Annotated in this window: 13 protein-coding genes and 1 tRNA gene; 8 read left to right on the top strand and 6 right to left on the bottom strand. The window is 33.1% G+C overall.

Features of this window, described 5'->3' with window-relative positions:
• Positions 1–13 precede the first annotated feature (13 nt).
• The 3 genes from HHX25_RS01485 to rlmF are packed head-to-tail and all read left to right on the top strand — an operon-like array spanning position 14 to position 1,711.
• Positions 14–367, top strand: a complete 354-nt coding sequence (locus HHX25_RS01485; RefSeq protein WP_205957969.1) for a DUF1801 domain-containing protein — start codon at positions 14–16, stop codon at positions 365–367.
• A gap of 6 nt (positions 368–373) precedes the next feature.
• A complete protein-coding gene (locus tag HHX25_RS01480; RefSeq protein ID WP_169669346.1) occupies positions 374–802 on the top strand; it encodes a VOC family protein in 429 nt (142 codons plus the stop codon).
• A gap of 9 nt (positions 803–811) precedes the next feature.
• Positions 812–1,711, top strand: coding sequence for a 23S rRNA (adenine(1618)-N(6))-methyltransferase RlmF (gene rlmF, locus HHX25_RS01475; RefSeq protein ID WP_317169054.1), 900 nt, complete (start codon positions 812–814; stop codon positions 1,709–1,711).
• A 114-nt stretch (positions 1,712–1,825) separates the two neighbouring features.
• On the opposite strand, the gene HHX25_RS01470 is transcribed toward rlmF, so the two are convergent.
• The 3 genes from HHX25_RS01470 to HHX25_RS01460 form a co-directional block, all read right to left on the bottom strand.
• Entirely contained in the window at positions 1,826–2,503 is a 678-nt protein-coding gene (locus tag HHX25_RS01470) for a DUF2490 domain-containing protein (RefSeq protein WP_169669344.1), read from the bottom strand.
• Positions 2,504–2,740: 237 nt separating this feature from the next.
• Complete coding sequence (pckA, locus tag HHX25_RS01465; protein WP_169669343.1) at positions 2,741–4,372, bottom strand: phosphoenolpyruvate carboxykinase (ATP); 1,632 nt, start codon at positions 4,370–4,372, stop codon at positions 2,741–2,743.
• A gap of 33 nt (positions 4,373–4,405) precedes the next feature.
• Positions 4,406–6,247 carry an SLC13 family permease gene (locus tag HHX25_RS01460; protein WP_240964199.1) on the bottom strand — a complete coding sequence of 614 codons (1,842 nt, stop codon included), beginning with the start codon at positions 6,245–6,247 and terminating at the stop codon, positions 4,406–4,408.
• A 328-nt stretch (positions 6,248–6,575) separates the two neighbouring features.
• On the opposite strand from HHX25_RS01460, the gene bshB1 reads away from it, so the two are divergent.
• Both bshB1 and HHX25_RS01450 read left to right on the top strand, forming a co-directional pair.
• Positions 6,576–7,295, top strand: coding sequence for a bacillithiol biosynthesis deacetylase BshB1 (bshB1, locus tag HHX25_RS01455; protein ID WP_169669341.1), 720 nt, complete (start codon positions 6,576–6,578; stop codon positions 7,293–7,295).
• A gap of 117 nt (positions 7,296–7,412) precedes the next feature.
• Positions 7,413–7,486 (top strand) — tRNA-His (locus HHX25_RS01450).
• Positions 7,487–7,566: 80 nt separating this feature from the next.
• On the opposite strand, the gene HHX25_RS01445 is transcribed toward HHX25_RS01450, so the two are convergent.
• Together HHX25_RS01445 and HHX25_RS01440 are read right to left on the bottom strand one after the other, a co-directional pair.
• Positions 7,567–8,577 carry a M28 family metallopeptidase gene (locus HHX25_RS01445; protein ID WP_169669339.1) on the bottom strand — a complete coding sequence of 337 codons (1,011 nt, stop codon included), beginning with the start codon at positions 8,575–8,577 and terminating at the stop codon, positions 7,567–7,569.
• Positions 8,578–8,640: 63 nt separating this feature from the next.
• Positions 8,641–9,693 (bottom strand): M28 family peptidase, encoded by a 1,053-nt coding sequence (locus HHX25_RS01440; protein WP_169669337.1) that lies wholly within the window; start codon positions 9,691–9,693, stop codon positions 8,641–8,643.
• Between the two features lie 680 nt (positions 9,694–10,373).
• Between HHX25_RS01440 and HHX25_RS01435 the strand changes: the two genes are divergently transcribed.
• From HHX25_RS01435 to HHX25_RS01425, 3 genes are all read left to right on the top strand, one after another.
• Positions 10,374–11,213 (top strand): universal stress protein, encoded by an 840-nt coding sequence (locus tag HHX25_RS01435; RefSeq protein WP_169669335.1) that lies wholly within the window; start codon positions 10,374–10,376, stop codon positions 11,211–11,213.
• Between the two features lie 15 nt (positions 11,214–11,228).
• Complete coding sequence (locus HHX25_RS01430) at positions 11,229–11,687, top strand: c-type cytochrome (protein ID WP_240964197.1); 459 nt, start codon at positions 11,229–11,231, stop codon at positions 11,685–11,687.
• A gap of 198 nt (positions 11,688–11,885) precedes the next feature.
• Positions 11,886–15,290 carry a tetratricopeptide repeat protein gene (locus HHX25_RS01425; RefSeq protein ID WP_169669333.1) on the top strand — a complete coding sequence of 1,135 codons (3,405 nt, stop codon included), beginning with the start codon at positions 11,886–11,888 and terminating at the stop codon, positions 15,288–15,290.
• Positions 15,291–15,337: 47 nt separating this feature from the next.
• Here HHX25_RS01425 and HHX25_RS01420 read toward each other — a convergent pair whose 3' ends face one another.
• A complete protein-coding gene (locus HHX25_RS01420) occupies positions 15,338–18,835 on the bottom strand; it encodes a 4Fe-4S binding protein (protein ID WP_169669331.1) in 3,498 nt (1,165 codons plus the stop codon).
• Positions 18,836–18,908 lie beyond the last annotated feature (73 nt).

Here is an 18,908-nt window from a genome sequence, read left to right as displayed (position 1 = left end):
GTTTTAATGAGTAATGATCAAGGAAACAGATACATATTATCTAAACATAAAAGAGCCCAATAAAAGTACTTTGCTTGCGTTAAGGAATATTATTTTTGATCAAAATAAAGAAGTTATTGAGTTTTTAAAATTTAAAACACCTTGTTTTGAATACAGAAGTAAGGTGTTTTGCTATTTATGGATAGATAAAGAAACTAATAAACCTTGCCTTCTTATGCAGGAAGGAAAATATCTAAATCATCCAGATTTAGAAAAAACAAAACATAAGCACATTGAAATTTTCAGGATAAATCCAAATGAAGATTTGCCAATAAAAAAGATTGTTTCAATTTTAAATGCAGGATTAGAATTTTTAGAAAAAGAATAAAAAAATATGGAACAAAGATTAACTATAGTTGGATTAGGCGTAAATGATTTGGAGGTGTCGAATGATTTTTATGAAAATAAATTTGGTTGGAAGAAGATGGCATCGAGCAACGAGGATATTTCCTTTTTTCAATTAAATGGGCTTTTATTATCGCTTTACCCAAGAGAGAAATTGGCTGAAGATGCTGGGGTGAGCCATGAAGGAAATGGGTTTAAAGGATTTTCGTTGGCTTTTAATACAAGAACGAAGGAAGAGGTCGATGCATTGATTCAATCATTAGAAACAAAAGGTGTGACGATTGTAAAGCGACCAGAAAGCGTTTTTTGGGGTGGTTATAGTAGTTATATTTCAGATCCAGATGGTAATCTATGGGAGATAGCTTTTAATCCCTATTTGGTATTGGATGAAAAAGGGAACACAGTTGAAGAAGCATAGTTATTTAAAATAAAAACAATCAAAACAAATCTAAATTTTCACGTAAATAACAAACATAAATCTGGATATGATTTAAATAAATTATGTCATACATATCCAGATTTAAAATGGTTTGTATTTGAAAATAAATACAAAACCCAAACAATCGATTTTGCCAATCCAAAAGCGGTAAAAGCATTAAACAAGGCGTTGTTATTTACTCATTACAACGTTAAATTCTGGGAATTTCCAGATACTAATTTATGCCCTCCAATTCCTGGTCGTGTTGATTACATATATCATTTAGCAGATTTGCTAAAGCAGTCAGGAATTAACAAAAACATAGGTGTTTTAGATATAGGAACTGGTGCCAGCTGTATTTATCCTATTCTTGGTCATGCCGAATATGGTTGGGATTTTGTAGGTACTGATATAGATAAAAGATCATTACGGTATGCACAAAAAATTATTTCAAAAAATGGATTAGAAAAAGCGATTGTTTTAAGACACCAAATAAATAGTTCAAATATTCTTAAAGGCGTTTTAAAAGAATCGGATAAGTTCTCGGCGGCTATTTGCAACCCGCCTTTTTATAAATCGGAAATAGAAGCTGTGGAGGCCACTAAGAAGAAACTAAAAGATCTTAATAAAAATGGTGCAAAAGAGCTTGTTAGAAACTTTTCAGGAACACATAATGAACTTTGGTATAAGGGTGGCGAAAAAGCTTTTATCCATAATTATTTATATGAAAGTTCTTTGTTTAAAAATCAATGCTCTTGGTTTACAACTTTAGTCTCAAAAAAAGAGTTGATAAAGGGGGTTCAGGTCTCTTTAAAAAAAATAGGTGCCACAGAAATTAAAGTTATTAATATGGGACAAGGCCACAAAATTTCTAGAATTGTGGCTTGGACATTTTTAAATAAAAAATAATTATAAAGTAAGTAAGTGTCATGAATACTGTCATGGAGAGGAGGCACTACATACAATCTTTTAAATGGCATTGTATAGGTTGCACGTTGCACGCCCCTCTCGTAGATACAGCTATTAACCTTTCCTATGGTCTGTTTTTATAAATAATCCTACTTGTAATCTGTGTAAGTTTATATCTTTTTTAAACAGATACCTGTTTAAATACCCCAATTGTAGGTTACAAGATTTGGAAAGATTGATACCAAGGGCAGTATAAAACCTATTTGCTGACGAGAAGTCGTCTTCAATAGTGGAAAGCACTTCATTATTTATACGAATAAAAAGTGTTTTGTTTAATTTAACTTTTGTTCCCAATCGGTATCTTAATCTATGTTTTATAGAATTTCTTGCTCTGGAATTAAAAAAACGATGTTCGACTCTAAACCTATGATCTATTGGAAAATTGCTTAGCTTATGTTTAAAAGCAATTTGCTCGGATATTCTATTTTCAAATACATGACTTCCTTCCACGTGTTGTATGCTTCTATCAATATCTAAAAAGCTATAGCCAAGTTCTACTTTCAATTTATTGTTTATATGATAGTTTATTCCCACTTTAGCAAGGAATAGGTTGAGGTTTGTTGCAGGTTCGAAAGCCCAGATTTGTCCACCAGCCACAATACTTAATTTGTTTGATATTCTGTGGTTTCCAAAATAGGTATACCAGGCACCTAATTTGTCTTCAGGTGAAGTTTGAGAGTAACCTAATGATATTGTTAATATGAAAATGAATGTTGTTATATAATACTTCATGTTTTTTAATTTTGAGAAATAAGATGTCTGGCATTACGTATTGTAAGGCCTTCTATCTATTTTTAAAAGAGCGATATAATAAAAGAGAGCATCTAAAAAGCTTAAGAACTGTCATTTTGAGCACGGCCGAAAACCTTCAAAACGCTAAGGTGTAAATATTTAATGTTAAAGCGGTTTTTCATTTTCATTCAGAATGACATTTTTAGATACTCTCATTTGTGGTTGAATAAGTATTTGTTAGAAGTGTTCGTGTAAGTGATGATGTTCATCAATTAGTGGACCACCTTCAATGATTTGATCTGATGCCTGACCTGCAAATTTCTCGAAATTTAAGTGGAATGAATGTGCTAATTGAATAGCTTTACCAATATAGGCGCCCTTTTGCAGCCAGGTGTTCATGGGGTCTAAAATTTCTGATGGAACTCCTGGACAGTATTTAGGCATGAATAAACCGAAAATAAAGTTTTGCTCGTAATCCACATTATCTAAATCACCATTTAGTATTGCCGTAATCATGGACCTGGTATATTTTAATTTTATACGAGATCCTACACCATAAGGCCCTGAACTCCAACCTGTGTTAATTAACCATACATTCACACTAGCTTCTTGCATTTTTTTACTGAGCATTTCTCCATAAACGGTTGGATGTAGTGGCATAAAAGGTTCTCCAAAACAAGCAGAGAAGGATGGAACAGGTTCGGTAATACCAGCTTCTGTTCCCGCAACTTTAGCGGTATAACCAGAGATAAAGTGGTAAGCAGCTTGTCCAGGGGTTAGTTTTGATACTGGAGGCAATACACCAAAAGCATCACATGTTAAAAAGAATATGTTTTTAGGATGGTCTGCATATAGTGTTTCTTGAATATTATCAATATGATAAATAGGGTAGCTTACACGGGTGTTTTGAGTAATGCTACTATCCTCATAATCTACTTCACCATTATCTTTAAATATCACATTTTCTAACAAAGCACCGGGTTTAACAGCTCTAAAAATGTCTGGCTCCTTTTCTTCTGTTAAGCCAATAACTTTTGCATAGCAGCCACCTTCAAAGTTAAAAATGATATTATCTTCTGTCCAGCCGTGTTCATCATCACCAATTAATTTTCTATTAGGATCTGCAGATAAGGTTGTTTTTCCTGTTCCGGAAAGACCAAAGAAAATTGCTGTGTCTCCATATTTCCCGACATTTGCAGAGCAGTGCATTGGTAATACGTTTTTCTCTACTGGTAAAATCATATTTAATGCTGAGAAAATGCCTTTTTTTATTTCACCTGTATAAGCAGAGCCACCAACCAAAGCTATTTTTTGAGTAAAGTTGATAATTGAAAAGTTACCTTGACGAATGCCATAAGCCTTGGGGTCTGGACAGACATACCCTGGAGCACAAAGCACTAGCCAATCTTCTTCAAAGTTTTCTAATTCTTTTTCGCTTGGCCGTAAAAACATATTGTAGACAAATAGGTTAGACCAAGGTAATTCTGTTACCGTTCTAATTTTTGTCCGATATTCTGGTTCTGCACACACAAAACCATCTCTGGCATAAATTTCTTTTCCAGATAGATAGTTTGTTATTTCGTTTTTAAGCTCATCAAAATTTTTAGGAGATACAGGCTTATTTGTTTTTCCCCACCAAACTTTGTTGGCTGTATAATCATCTTTTACCAAAAAACGATCTTGAGGAGAACGCCCGGTAAATTTACCTGTATTAATGGCAAGTGTACCATTTACAGTTTCTTTTCCCATACCTTTCTCAACAGTGATTTGTTGAAGTTTTTCAGGCGATAAGTTCCAATTAACCTTTACGTTTTTTAAGCCATACCGTTCTAAACCTGTATGTGTCTTAAATTTTGATGCTTGTTTCATTTTGTTAAATTTTAAGGATCCATATAAATAATTTTAAAATGGCCATATTATTGGCACGAGTATTAATGAAATGATAAAAAATATAAATAGTAATGGGGCTCCTACCTTTAGGTAGTCCATGAATTTGTATCCACCAGCTGTCATTACCATAGCATTGGTCGTGGTACCTATTGGCGTTAAAAAGGCTGTTGATGCACTTATGGCCACCACGATCATAAATGGTTCTGGCGAGAGATTTAACGAGTTGGCAGCAAGTATAGCAATAGGAGCCATTAAAACAGCTGTTGCAGAGTTATTGATAACCTGGCTAAACGTTGTTGTTAGTAGGAATACGCCACCTAATAATAATATAGGGTGAATAGATCCCAAATAATCTACCAAACCATTGGCAATAACCTGTGCAGTTCCTGTTTTTTGAAGGGCTACTCCCATAGGAATCATAGCAGCAATCATAACAACACTTGTCCAACTAATCCCTTTGTACGCTTTAGAGATAGGTACACAGCCCGTTAACAAAACGATACCAGCTGAGATTAAGGCAGCAATAGACCCAGGAACTATTTTAAAGACCATGAAAACGATCATGAGTATTAAAGCTCCTAAAGCAATAAAGGATTTTGGACTCAGGCTTTCAACATTTTTAGCCATCCCTTCAGGACTACCAATAATGACTAAGTTTTCGTGTTGTTTTTTTAAATCATCAATATGTTCCCAAGTACCTCTTATTAAAAAGGCATCACCAGCTTTTACTGTAATAGCCTTTTCTTGTAAAGGTTTGTTGTTTCTTGAGGCTGCTAAAAGCTGAATACCATATCGTTTAAAGTAATCTCCCAGTTTATATTTTCTCCCAACTAAAATAGAATTAGGGTTCACGATAACTTCAGTCATACCCACCTCTTGGTTTATTAAATTACGTTTTAGCTCATCGGTAATAGGCTCAAGGGGTAATAGGCCTAGCCTAAACGAAATCATTAGTTTGTTGATAGCCTCTGTATCTCCTTTTACAGTTATAATATCATGATAGTACAATTCTGTTTTAGGGGCTGGAAACTCTTCAAATGCATGGATCCCCTTTAAGACATTTGGGTGTCTTCTTTTTATACGAAGGATAGATACATTATAACTTTTTTCAAACTGCCAATCTTCAATTTTTGTATTAATTAGTGGTGATAACGATCTTATACGTAATCTATAATAGCCATTATCAATTTTATAAGCTTCTATCCAATTGTGTAGGGTAGATTCAATATTTACAGGCTTATTATTTGTTTTATTTTTTGGTAATAACCTATACCCTATATATCTAAAATAAATTAATGCTATTATTAATAAAGGCACACCTATTAATCCGAATTCAAAAAACGAGAACCCTTCAAAACCAGCATCTATTAAAGCATTACTAGCTATAATATTAGGAGGGGTTCCAGTTAATGTTAGTAGGCCACCAGTATTAGAACCAAAAGCAACGGGCATTAGCATTTTTGAAGGCAAAGTACCAATGCTCCAAGCAGATGAAATGGTAAGAGGCATCAGGGTTGCTACGGTTCCTGTATTACTTACAAATCCAGACAGTACACCTGCACCTAATGTGACTATAACTAATAGTTTTGGAACACTTTTTCCCGCCCATTCTACAAATTTCTTACCAGCCAAAGCAGTCCACCCAGTTTGGGCAATACCCTCGCCTATAATGAAAAGGGCAGCAATCATAATAACGGTTGGGTTGCTAAATCCACTTAGCGTTTCGGTAGCCGTTAAAATTCCTGTTAAGAATAAACTTATCATAGACATAAGAGCTACGATATCTGGTGTAAACTTTCCCCAAACAAAGAAACCAATGGTTATAACTAAAATGAGGAGCATTAAATAGATCATATTATATAATTGTTTATTAGTTTTAGTGTTTTATAATTGCATAGTAAAATTACGGCTGATTACCACTAATAATTATGACGAATGTCATGCTTTTTAGTAAGGTGTTATTTTTTGGGAATTATGAGATTTTAGAGGTATTAACTATAGAAAATAAATACGAAAACGTGAGAGTGATAACGAGTTCTTAATGATTTCTTATATATTTAATAAATTTAATCTTTGTAGCTCTTAAAATGTACTATAAAAAAATATAATCAATGATTTAATAATGGAAGGTTATAGTGGTTGAGTTTGTATTTTACTAATAAATAAACATAAAAGGTAACAGATGAAATTAGATATTCTTGCTATTGGAGCTCACCCCGATGATGTGGAATTGGGATGTGGTGGTACCATAGCAAAAGAAATAGCCAACGGAAAACAAGTAGGTGTTATAGATTTAACAAGAGGCGAGCTGGGTACTCGAGGTACTGCAGAAACTAGAGATGTGGAAGCTAAAGAGGCTGCAGATGTATTAGGGGTTGCTGTTCGGGTTAATATGGGGTTTGCAGACGGTTTTTTTGTAAATGATAAAAAGCATCAATTAGAGATCATTAAAATGATTCGTAAATATCAGCCAGATATTGTACTTTGTAATGCTATTGATGATAGGCACATAGATCATGGAAAAGGAAGCAAATTGGTTAGCGATGCCTGTTTTTTAAGTGGATTGATTAAAATTGAAACCCATGGTGACGATCACAGTTTACAAACACCATGGCGGCCTAAGCAAGTGTATCATTATGTACAATGGAAAAATTTAGAACCAGATTTGACTGTTGATATTTCTGGTTTTATAGATAAAAAGATGGCATCTGTACTAGCTTATAAAACACAATTCTATAATAGTCATAGTAAAGAGCCGGAAACACCTATATCTAGCAAAAACTTTACAGATAGTATTATTTATAGGGCTCGAGATCTGGGAAGATTAGTTGGTGTTGAGTATGCGGAAGGTTTTACGGTCGAACGTCATATTGCGGTTGATAGTTTGTTCGATATTAAATAGTTAAAATTTTTGACAGTTTTATTTTTAATTTCAACATAAAATAATTGAAAAAAGTCTTTGTAGAAAAGGTTTAAATCAATTACATTTGCACACGCATTACAAAATGCTAGTTACATGGTGGTTGTAGCTCAGTTGGTTAGAGCATTGGTTTGTGGTACCAAGGGTCGTGGGTTCGAATCCCATCATCCACCCAAAAGTAAAAGCCTTTCAAGAAATTGAAAGGCTTTTTTTGTTTTATACATCTTTGTATTTAAACTACTTAAGAAAAAGCTTAATCCACTTTCACCCGTTCATCCCTATTAGCCAATTCCCAAGCCGTGTGGAAAATAAGCCGTGCCCGCGTTTCCAACAAATCGTATTGAATTTTATCTGGAGTATCCGAAGGTCTATGATAGTCGGCGTGGGTACCATTAAAATAGAATATAACGGGGATATTGTTTTTAGCAAAATTGTAATGATCTGAGCGATAATAAAAACGATTCGGATCATCATCATCATTATAGGTATAGTCAAAGTCCATATTAATGTATCTCTTGTTCACTGCTTCAGAAACATTATGCAGTTCCTTACTTAGTTTATCCGACCCAATTAGGTATAAATAATTTCTATTGTCTTTATGTTTTGGGTCTACACGGCCAATCATATCTATATTTAGGTTGGCTACAGTATTTGTTAAAGGAAAAATAGGATCTTCATCGGTATAATATCGAGAACCAAACAACCCTATTTCTTCACCTGTAACATGTAAAAATAAGATAGATCGCTTTGGTGTATAGCCTTTATCTGATGCTTTTTTTAAGGCTTCAGCAATCTCTAAAATAGCAACAGTTCCCGATCCATCATCATCTGCACCATTATTAATGTCTCCATTCCCAGAAATGCCAATATGATCTAAGTGTGCCGAAATTATAATAACTTCATCTGGCTTTTCAGAACCTTTTATATAAGCTAAAACATTTTCGGAGTCTTTTATATCACCAGAAAAGTAAGAAGTGGGGATTTCCTGGAAATAGTCGCCTTCTGCAATAGGAGAAGGAATCCCTGTGGCTATATAATGGTTTTTAATAAACTCAACGGCTTTCTTTTGTCCAGGTTCACCCGTTTTTCTGCCTTGGTACTCATCTGAAGCGTAAATGTAAAGAGCTTCTTTTAATTCGGCAGCAGTAATAGTTTTTGCGTACTCAATGGCTGCATTAGCATTTTTTAAAGTCTTTTTATTTTGAGAAGAGGTGCATGAAACTACCAATAAGGTAGTATATAGAAGAATTACTATTTTTTTCATTTTGTAAAAATATATTTTGTACGATAATACAAAAATGAATTAACAGAATAACAATTTTTCAATCTAATTTAACAGTTCATTGTGCTCGTCTATAACAATACGATGTTCTTGATTGGCAATTTGCCATGCCGTAGTAAATATTAGTTTTGTACGTCTTTGTAGTAGATCGTAATCTATTTTATCTGGGGTATCTGTAGGTTCATGGTAATCCTTATGTTCTCCATTAAAATAAAAAATCACTGGGACGCCTTTTATTGCAAAGTTATAGTGGTCTGAACGCGAGTAATATTGGTGGCCTTCACCTTCTGCATTATATCTGTAATCAATATTTATGTTAAAATAAGTTTTGTTTATTTTTTCAGATAAGTAATGAAGTTCTTTACTATGCCTATCCGAGCCTATTAAATAGATATAGTCCTTATTGTTTTGGTGTAATTCGTCAACCCTTCCTATCATATCAATATTTAGGTTGGTAACGGTTTTTTCTAAAGGAAATATAGGGTGTTGTGTATAGAACTCAGAACCTTGTTTACCTATTTCTTCTGCGGTAAAATGTAAAAATAGTATAGAACGTTTTGGACCATGTCCTTCTTTTTTTGCTAAATTAAAAGCTTGTGCCATTTCCATAATGGCTACAGTACCAGAACCATCGTCGTCTGCTCCATGATTTATTTGACCATCATCAGTAATACCTAGATGGTCTAGGTGTGCTGATATAATAACGATTTCGTCTGGTTTTTCACTACCTTCTATATATGCTAAAACATTTTCGGAGCTATTAATGCCTTCCGAAAAGAAACCTTTAGGGATAATCTGGTAATAATTATTTTCTCCTAGAGGAGATTTTATATTTTCTTTTATGTAATACGATTTTAAAAACTCAGCAGCTAATTTTTGTCCCTTTTCACCAACTTTTCTCCCTTCAAATTCATCCGATGAAAATTTATATAAATGTGTTTTTAATTCTTTTGAAGTGATGCTATTGGCATAGTTGATAACGTGGACACTATCTACTAATTGAATGCTATTTTTAAGGTTTTGTATTTTTACAGTATACTTTGGCGTTGAACAAGTACCTACTAGTACAAATGCAGACAATATAAAAAAGGTTTTCATGTGTTAATTAGTCAGATTTTACATGCAACTAGCTGGTCAAACCATTTTCAAGGGCGGGAAACTTTTGGTTATAAGCTTTAAAGTACAAATATATGCAAAATGAGGAGAAATTACTTACCCGTTAAGTTTTAATCTATGTTATAAAATTCTGGACTTTAGTTTTTTGTAAGGTTTTTAATAAAAATTCTAAAGCTTTATGCTTATTGTTTTTTTAAAAACTTATTTTTAAGTGTTTGATAATGAACTCTATATGGTTTTTTGAGAGTTTATACAATTACTTTTTTTGATAGATAATATGCAATCAACCCAAATATTAACCCCACAATACCAGGGATAATTTCTAAATTATAAATTAGAAGTCCTAATAGTATTATTGCCAATACTAAGGCCATAATTGTTAGAAAAACAAGGTTTTTTTTCATTTATATTCTTTAAATCGATTAGTGATTTAATTTTTTACCCATTAACAACCACATAATTTTTCAGTATGCTAATAACATTATTACTTAAGATTGCAGGGTGATACATATTTACTAACATTTATTATGCCGAAAATGACATATTTAAAATTATTTTTCAACTTTTATTTCAGGTATAAGTAATGGACTACAAATGACATTTATCATGTTTTTTTTTAAGTATGCCCCTTATATTTACTTGCAATCCTATTCTGTACCTTAATGAAAACGATATTGTTACCTACCGACTTTTCTAAAAATTCCATGAATTCTATTCATTTTGCATTAACATTGCTTAAAGATGTTGAATGCGATTTTTATTTACTTAATGTCCAGAAAGCATCATCATTTATTTCTGATGATATGATGGTTGTTGGATCGTCAACAACTATTTACAACACAATAATTGATGCGGCAAAAAAGTCGTTGTCAAATATTGTTTCTAAAGTGAAGGAACACTATAAAAATGATAAGCATCATTTTCATTTCATGGTTGATTATGATAATTTTATAGATTCTATCGATCAGGTTGCCGAAAAAAATCAAGTTGATTTAATAGTAATGGGGACTAAAGGGGCTTCTGGATTGCAAAAGGTAATCTTTGGCAGCAACACGGTTCGAGTTATACAACGTTGTAAAGTGCCAGTGCTTGCTATTCCTGATAATTGTGTCTTTTCCAACTTGAATAAAATAGCATTTATTACTAACAATGCTACTGAATTTAATGAGGAACGCCTAAAACCTCTTGTGGATTTAGTAGCATTAAATGACTCTGTATTGCATGTTTTGCATATTGCAGACGAAAATCATTTAGTGCAGAAACAAAATGAAAACATAGATTTTTTTAGCTCGCAATTTGTGAATTCCATACATGATTATATCGATATAAAAACAAAGGATATGTACGATGTTGTACATAAGTATATTGTTAGGAATCATGTAGAAATGCTGTGTATGGTTGGAGAAAAACATTCTTTTTTAGAGCGCTTATTTAACCGACACTTAGTCGAAACTTTTGCGTTTAGCATTGATATCCCTTTTCTGGTAATGAAAAATAATTAATTAAACTTATGTAAAATGAAAGTATTGGCCTTTTTCATAGTATTTTTTATGGTTATGGGCTGTAAAAAAACAAAAGATGAAAATAACAAAACCCTATCCGAATCTTATAACAAGGTACTACAAGAGCATCCGGGAAAAAAGCTTATGGAAACACATTGTTATTTATGCCATGACGCTACTAAAACTGAAGAAGAGAGGCTGGCACCCCCAATGATAGCTATTAAAAAACGCTATATATTTGAAGATACATCAAAAGAAGTGTTTATAAACGATATACAAAAGTGGATTAAAAACCCAAATGAGAAAGATGCAAAAATGTTTGGAGCGGTTAGGCGATTTGGAGTCATGCAAAAATTACCTTATAGTGAAGAAGATATAGAACAGATTGCAGACTATATGTTTGACAATGAAATTGAACAACCCGAGTGGTTTGAGGAGCATTACAAGCAAATGAAGAAAGGCATGAAAAGATGACTTTTTGATAGTTAATTTTCATCTACTATTACAAAAGAACTTAGTACCCCTGTTTAGGTATTAAGTTCTTTTTTTGTCCGTATTGATGGTGCATTTTCTAAACTAAAACAGCCAATTATTTTATCCAAATTCGTTCATTTTGAATTTTTACACTTAACTTTATAAAATAGTTAATCCAACCAAACTCTCAATTTTAAAATGAAATACAAGATTTGTATATTATTTTTAACGACTTTCTATTACTCAATTTCTTTTTGCCAAACTGCTACATTAGATAGTTTACAGCTTGAGTTGAAAAAGGCTGTAACAGATTCTTCCAAAGCTCAAGTAATAAAAAATATTTCCTGGGAATATCTTAATAATAGGTCTAACAATACTATGGCCGAATTGTATATAGATAGTCTTTATAATATAAGTGTAAAGTCTGGATTAAAAAGTTGGGAGGTATTAGCTAAATATCAATATGGTGTTCTTGAACGTCAAAGAGGCAATTACGATAAGGCACTTGACTATTTTGAAGAGTATATTGAATTTTCTGAGGGAAATAAGGACAAGAAGGAGATTGCCAATGGCTTATATCAAAAAGCGATCATCCTTGATGATAAAGGTTCGTTTGAAGAAAGCCTTAAGATCTACTATGATATTTTAAAAATTTACGAAGAAATCAAAGATGTTTTTGGAGAAGCAACGACACTTAATGCTATTGGAGAGGTTTTAAAGAAATCGGGAAAAATAGATCTTGCATTAGAGCATTATAATAAGGCATTGGTGATTTTTGAGAAATTGGAGGATAAAACTGAAATGGCCAATTGTTATTATAATATTGGAGATACATATATACTTCTTAAAGATTATGATAAGGCACTAATTTATTTTAATAATGCCTTAAAATTAGATACTGAGTTGAATAGTAAATGGGGCATGGCCTATGATTATGAATCACTTGGCAAAGTTTCGAGTTTACAGCAGCATTATAAAATAGCTTTAAACTATCATCAAAAAGCACTTGATTTAAGGAGTCAACTCAATCAAAAGCGGGAATTGTCAATGAGTTATTTTGAAATAGCAAAAAATTATTTCAAGCTCAAAAACTATAATCTTGCCGAGGAGTTTGCGATTAAATCATTGGCTATCTCAGAAGCAATTGGAGATAAAGAAAAGTCAAAAGATAATTATACCATACTTTCCGAATTGTATAGAGAGAAAGGTGATTATAAAAAAGCTTTTGAGTTTAATTCGAAACTTATTACTGTAAAAGATAGTTTATATAATAAAAACAAATCTAGACAGATAGAGGAGCTTCAAGCTAAGTTTGATGCCGAAAAAAAACAAAATGTTATTAGTGCTTTAGAAAAAGATTCGGAGATTAAAGATTTAAAGCTAAAACGCCAAACTACCTTTAGAAATATTGTTATAGGCTTAATGGTTGGGCTTATCTTAATGTCTTTTATATTTTTCAAGAGATTTAAATATAAGCAACGTTTAAAACAAGAAGAATTAGAAAAGAGGCAGTTAATAGCAGAAGCAGAGGGAGAGAAAGAACGTGTTAAAGAACTTCAAAAAATAGATAAACTTAAAGATGAATTTCTTGCTAATACATCACACGAATTACGAACGCCATTAAATGGGATTATAGGTTTGTCCGAATCCCTTAAAGATGGTGTTGCGGGACAATTATCGCCTAAAGCTATAGATAACTTAGATATGATTGTAAATAGCGGGAAACGCTTATCCAATTTGGTCAACGATATCCTCGACTTTTCTAAATTAAAAAATAAAGACTTAGCACTTTCTCTTCAACCAATTGATTTGCATTCAGCAGTAGATTTGGTATTAAAAGTTTCAGAATTTTTAGTAAAAGGTAAAGATTTACGCCTAATTAATTCAATACCTAAAGATATTCCACTGGTTGAGGCCGACGAAAATAGATTAGAACAGATTCTATATAACCTTATAGGGAATGCGATTAAGTTTACAGAATCTGGTAAAGTTGAGATAGGAGCACAGGAGCATGATGGAATGCTATCAATTTCAATTTCAGATACCGGTCTTGGCATCCCAGAAGAAAAGTTTGAAGCTATTTTTAAATCATTTGAACAGGCAGATGGTTCTACGGTTAGATCATATGGAGGTACTGGGTTAGGACTTTCTGTAACCAAACAATTGGTTGAATTACATGGTGGTACCATAACCGTAAAATCAGAAGTTAAAAAAGGGTCAAAATTTACATTTACTCTACCAATAAGTAAACAAGATAGAAAAGAGTTTAATAAAGCCATAAAGGGAGAATTGTCTCAAAGCGTTCAAAAAATTGATGATTCTAGTGGTGTTATTCAAGAGACGGTACCTAAAATAAATAATGCCCATATTCGTATTCTTGTGGTTGATGATATGGTTGTTAATAGAAGGGTTTTGGAAAATCATTTAACTATGGCTGGATATGATGTTGTAGAAGCCAGTAATGGAAAAGAAGCCTTAAAGCTTATTGATGAGTTCATTTTTGATTTGGTTCTTTTAGATATTATGATGCCAAATATGTCTGGCTATGAAGTTTGTGAAAAAATCAGGGAGCAATATTTAACAAGCGAATTACCAGTGGTATTATTAACCGCTAAAAATAGGGTAAACGATTTAGTCACAGGGTTTAATGTCGGGGCAAACGATTATTTAACCAAACCGTTTTCTAAAAATGAATTGTTAAGTAGAATAAAAACACATTTAAATCTTAATGGTATTCACAAAGCTACAAGTCGATTTGTACCATCCGAATTCTTAAAATCTGTAGGAAGAGAAGCTATAACAGATGTGGTTTTAGGAGATCATACTCAGAAAAAAGTAACTGTTTTATTTACAGATATTAGAGATTATACAAATCTATCTGAATCAATGACGCCAGAACAAAATTTTAAGTTTGTAAATGCTTATGTGGGGAGAATGGGGCCCATTATTCAAAGTAAAAAAGGGTTTGTGAATCAATATCTAGGTGATGGTATTATGGCTTTGTTTCCGCAGCAAGCAAACCAGGCATTAGAAGCAGCTATAGGTATGCAGAAAACGATACAAGCTTATAATGTTAAACGTGTAGAAGAAGGGTACAAAACAATATCTGTGGGTATGGGACTGCATACAGGTGATTTGGTCATGGGAATTATTGGAGATATTCATAGAAATGATACGGCCATTATTGCAGATACTGTCAATACAGCTTCAAGAATGGAAGGAGTAACTAAATATTACGGCGCCAATATCATTGTTAGTGAGGATAGTTTGAATACGATTAAGAATAAACAAGATTATAATTTTAGATATTTAGGAAAAGTAAAAGTAAAAGGTAAGGATAATACGATCGCTATCTATGAATGCTTTGATGGCGATACTATGAAGAGTATTAATTTAAAAACTAAGACATTAAAGTATTTTGAAAAAGGGCTAAGCCATTTTTATAATAAAGAATTCCCTAAAGCATCTGCGGCTTTTGATACGGTGTTGACTAAAAACCCTGAAGACCTTGTTGCTAAATATTTTGTGACAAAATCTGCCGAGTATACTATTTCTGGAACCCCTAAGCACTGGGATATGGTAAATAAGATGAAGGCAAAATAGTCTTTTGCTTGTTAGATGGAGCTATATTACCTGTTTTTTTAATATGCTCATTTTTTATAAGTTAGTTGTCGTTTTATATTATTGTCTTGTAGCAATTTGGTTCTGTTAGCATAATAATTGGAAGACATGTTCAAATACTTGTTAAATCGTTTGTTTACTGCCTTTTGTATATTGTTTATCAATAAGTTGTATTGTTTGTTGTCTTTCGGAAACAGCTTTGAAAACCGTGCTTCTAGTTTTAGGTAATCTTGAATTGGAATAGATGGCACTTCAGAATCAAGTTGTAAGGGATTCAGTCGTTTTGTTTCACGCCGTGGGTCATTTCTGTACAACAGCCATTGACCAGATTGCACAGCTGCTTGGTGGTACTTGCTTGGATGCTTCATGTCTATACCATGAGAGCTACTATGTGAATAAGCAATAATTATAGAAGGACCATCAAAACTTTCAGCCTCATTGAAAGCTTTTAAGGTTTGTTCCTGGTTTGCTCCAATAGCTACCGATGCTACATAAACGTGGTCGTAATTCATCGCGAAAAGACCTAAATCTTTTTTCTGTTTTTGTTTTCCGTTAAAAGTAAATTTAGCTTCGGCTCCAAAAGGAGTAGCCTTTGACGCTTGTCCACCAGTATTGTCATAAACTTCATTGTCTAAAACTAATATGTTTACGTTTTTTCCTGAGGCTATTACATGATCTAATCCACCATAACCTATATCGTATGCCCAACCATCGCCGCCTACAATCCAAATGCTTTTTTTAACCAAACTATCTGTTATATTTAAAAGTTGTTTTGCTTCAGCAGACGGAATAGTTTTAAGTTGCTCTTTAAGCAATTCAATACGGGATCGTTGTTGATTGATTTCTGTTTCAGTCACTTGTTTTGCATTTAAAATATTACGAACCAAATTTGCGTCTAACTGACCTGCAAGTTTTAGAAGTAATGTTTTTGCTTGCTTTTCTTGCTGATCTATAGATAAACGATACCCTAAACCAAATTCGGCATTATCTTCAAATAATGAGTTAGACCATGCAGGACCTAGCCCCTTCCTATTCTTGCTCCAGGGAGTTGTTGGCAAGGCACCGCCAAAAATAGAACTAGCTCCAGTAGCATTGGCAACTAAAAGCCGATCCCCAAATAATTGCGATATAAGTTTTAAATAGGGTGCTTCACCACAACCTTCAACTCCAATTGAGTATTTAAATAAGGGTTCTTGTAGTTGTTGTTGACTTACTTTAGTAGCATCAATTTTTTCTCTGTTAAACTCTGGAATGATTTCAAAATGATTCCATTTTTCTTTTTCAGATTTAAAAACTAGCGATTTATTAACCATGGACAAAGCTTTTTCAGGACAAGCGTCTACACAATTATTACATCCATTGCATTGCTCAGGATTTATTTGAATCGTATAATTTAGTAGATCTACTTTCCAATCGGATTCGGTAGCTTTTACCGATTTGAAATTCGAAGGTGAATTCTCTAAATATGTATCATTATATGCCTTTACCCTAAGAGCTCCTTGTGGACAAGCCATACTGCAGGCACCACATTGTGTGCATAAATCTTCATGCCACTCTGGTAAAAACTCACTTTGTTGAATTGGGTTGAATTTTGATGTATTGCTAGGATACGTTCCATCTAAAGGAAGTAAGCTTACAGGAGCATTCTGACCTTTATTGGCAAGTAATTTTCCTAATAAAGAATTGTTGAAATGAACATCATAGTTAGAAATAGTTTTTTCGTTTTGAGTGATTACTGATGTATCGACCTGATATATAAAATCGTTTAGATCTGCAATGGTATCAGAATATATCAAATCCTTTTTCAGTGCTAAAAAACAAGCATGTAGTTCTGATAATGAGTCATTTTTTAAGCTATTTAATTGTGATAATTCGGCATTGTCCACAATAAGTAAATTAATATTTTGCTCTATAATTTGTTGTTGTGTTTTAACCGATAATGACTGCCAGAATGCTTTTGACTTTAGCGATGTATTTACCAAAAGAGTAGCTGTTGGTTTTAATTGCTGTATGATGTTATCGTTTTGTGTAAGGTTTACATGTTGACAACCTATAAAATCGGCTTGTTCTATTAAGTAAGGTGCTTTTATAATAGTGTTACTTATACGTAAATGTGATATATCGTATGAGTTGGATTTTTTATAGTCACATTGTGTATAACCTTGTACATAAGTGTCTTTTTTTTTCCCAATAATGCTTAAGGTATTGGAGAAGCTTTGTAGTTCTTTTTTGTTTTTTTCCTGATAAAAAATGGCTTCGTACGAAGCATTTTTAATTTGAATGGTGCTGGAAAAATCTAAACTCAAGTTTTTTACATCATCATTGATGCCTACTGTGAAGTTGTTTTTTGGTTGTTCTTTTTTTAAGTTATTGAAAATAGCTTGAACCATAGCAGGAGTAAACTCTTTTGAAGCTAACCCATAACGCCCTCCAACTATTTTGGGAAATACTGTTATTTTGTTATTTTGAAATGCTTCAGAAATTGACTGCACGACATCTAAATATAAAGGTTCGCCAGTGGCCCCTGGTTCTTTGGTTCTGTCTAAAACCGCGATTGATTTTACTGATTTTGGTAAGGCTTCAATTAAATGCTTGGTACTGAATGGTCTAAAAAGCCTAACCTTTATAAGTCCGAGTTTTTCGCCTTTTTTGTTTAAATGTACTATGGTTTCTTCAGTGGTTTCGGTTGAAGAAGCCATAGAAATAATAATATGTTCTGCATTTAAATCACCTGTATAATCAAATAATTTATAGGATCTACCTGTTAATAAAGCAAAGGTATCCATTTGTTTTTGAACGATGTCTGGACATGCATCGTAGAAAGGATTGATGGCTTCTCGGCTCTGAAAAAATACATTTGAATTTTGAGCTGTGCCTCTAATAACGGGGTTGTTTGGGTTTAAAGCACGATCTCTGTGCTTTTCTATATCTTTTAAATCCATCATAAATTGGATGGTTTCATTTTGAATTGTTTCTATTTTGTTTATTTCATGCGAGGTTCTAAACCCGTCAAAAAAATGAACAAAGGGGATACGGGATTTTAAAGTGGCAGCTTGAGCAATTAATGCAAAGTCTTGAGCTTCTTGTACAGAGGCACTACCTAACATTGCATATCCAGATTGGCGTACTGCCATAATATCACTATGGTCTCCAAAAACAGATAAGGCATGTGTTGCAATACTTCTAGTAGCAACATGAATAACATTAGGCGTTAATTCGCCTGCAATTTTATACATATTTGGTAGCATGAGAAGTAAACCTTGGGACGCTGTAAAGGTTGTAGATAGCGAACCTGTTTGTAAAACACCATGCATAGCTCCCGCAACACCAGCTTCACTTTGCATTTGAAAAATAGATGGTATGTTCTTAAAACCGTTTTGTTTTGCTTCTGAGGACCATTGTTCTACTAACTCGCTCATTTCTGAAGCAGGTGTAATAGGGTAAATAGGGAAAACCTCATTGGTTTTATAGGCTATATAGGCTACTGCTTGATTGGCGTTTAATATGCTTTGCTTTGTAGTTTTCATTGGTAGTGTTAAGAATATGAAGAATGAAAAAAATGGCCGCTACTGTTTTTGAGCAGCCATTTTTTTGTGGATA

Origin of the sequence: Flavivirga algicola, from assembly GCF_012910715.1 — a bacterium.
GTDB classification, from domain to species: domain Bacteria; phylum Bacteroidota; class Bacteroidia; order Flavobacteriales; family Flavobacteriaceae; genus Flavivirga; species Flavivirga algicola.
The sequence above is the reverse complement of the archived record's forward strand: the minus strand, read 5'-3'. Positions and strand labels throughout refer to the sequence as shown.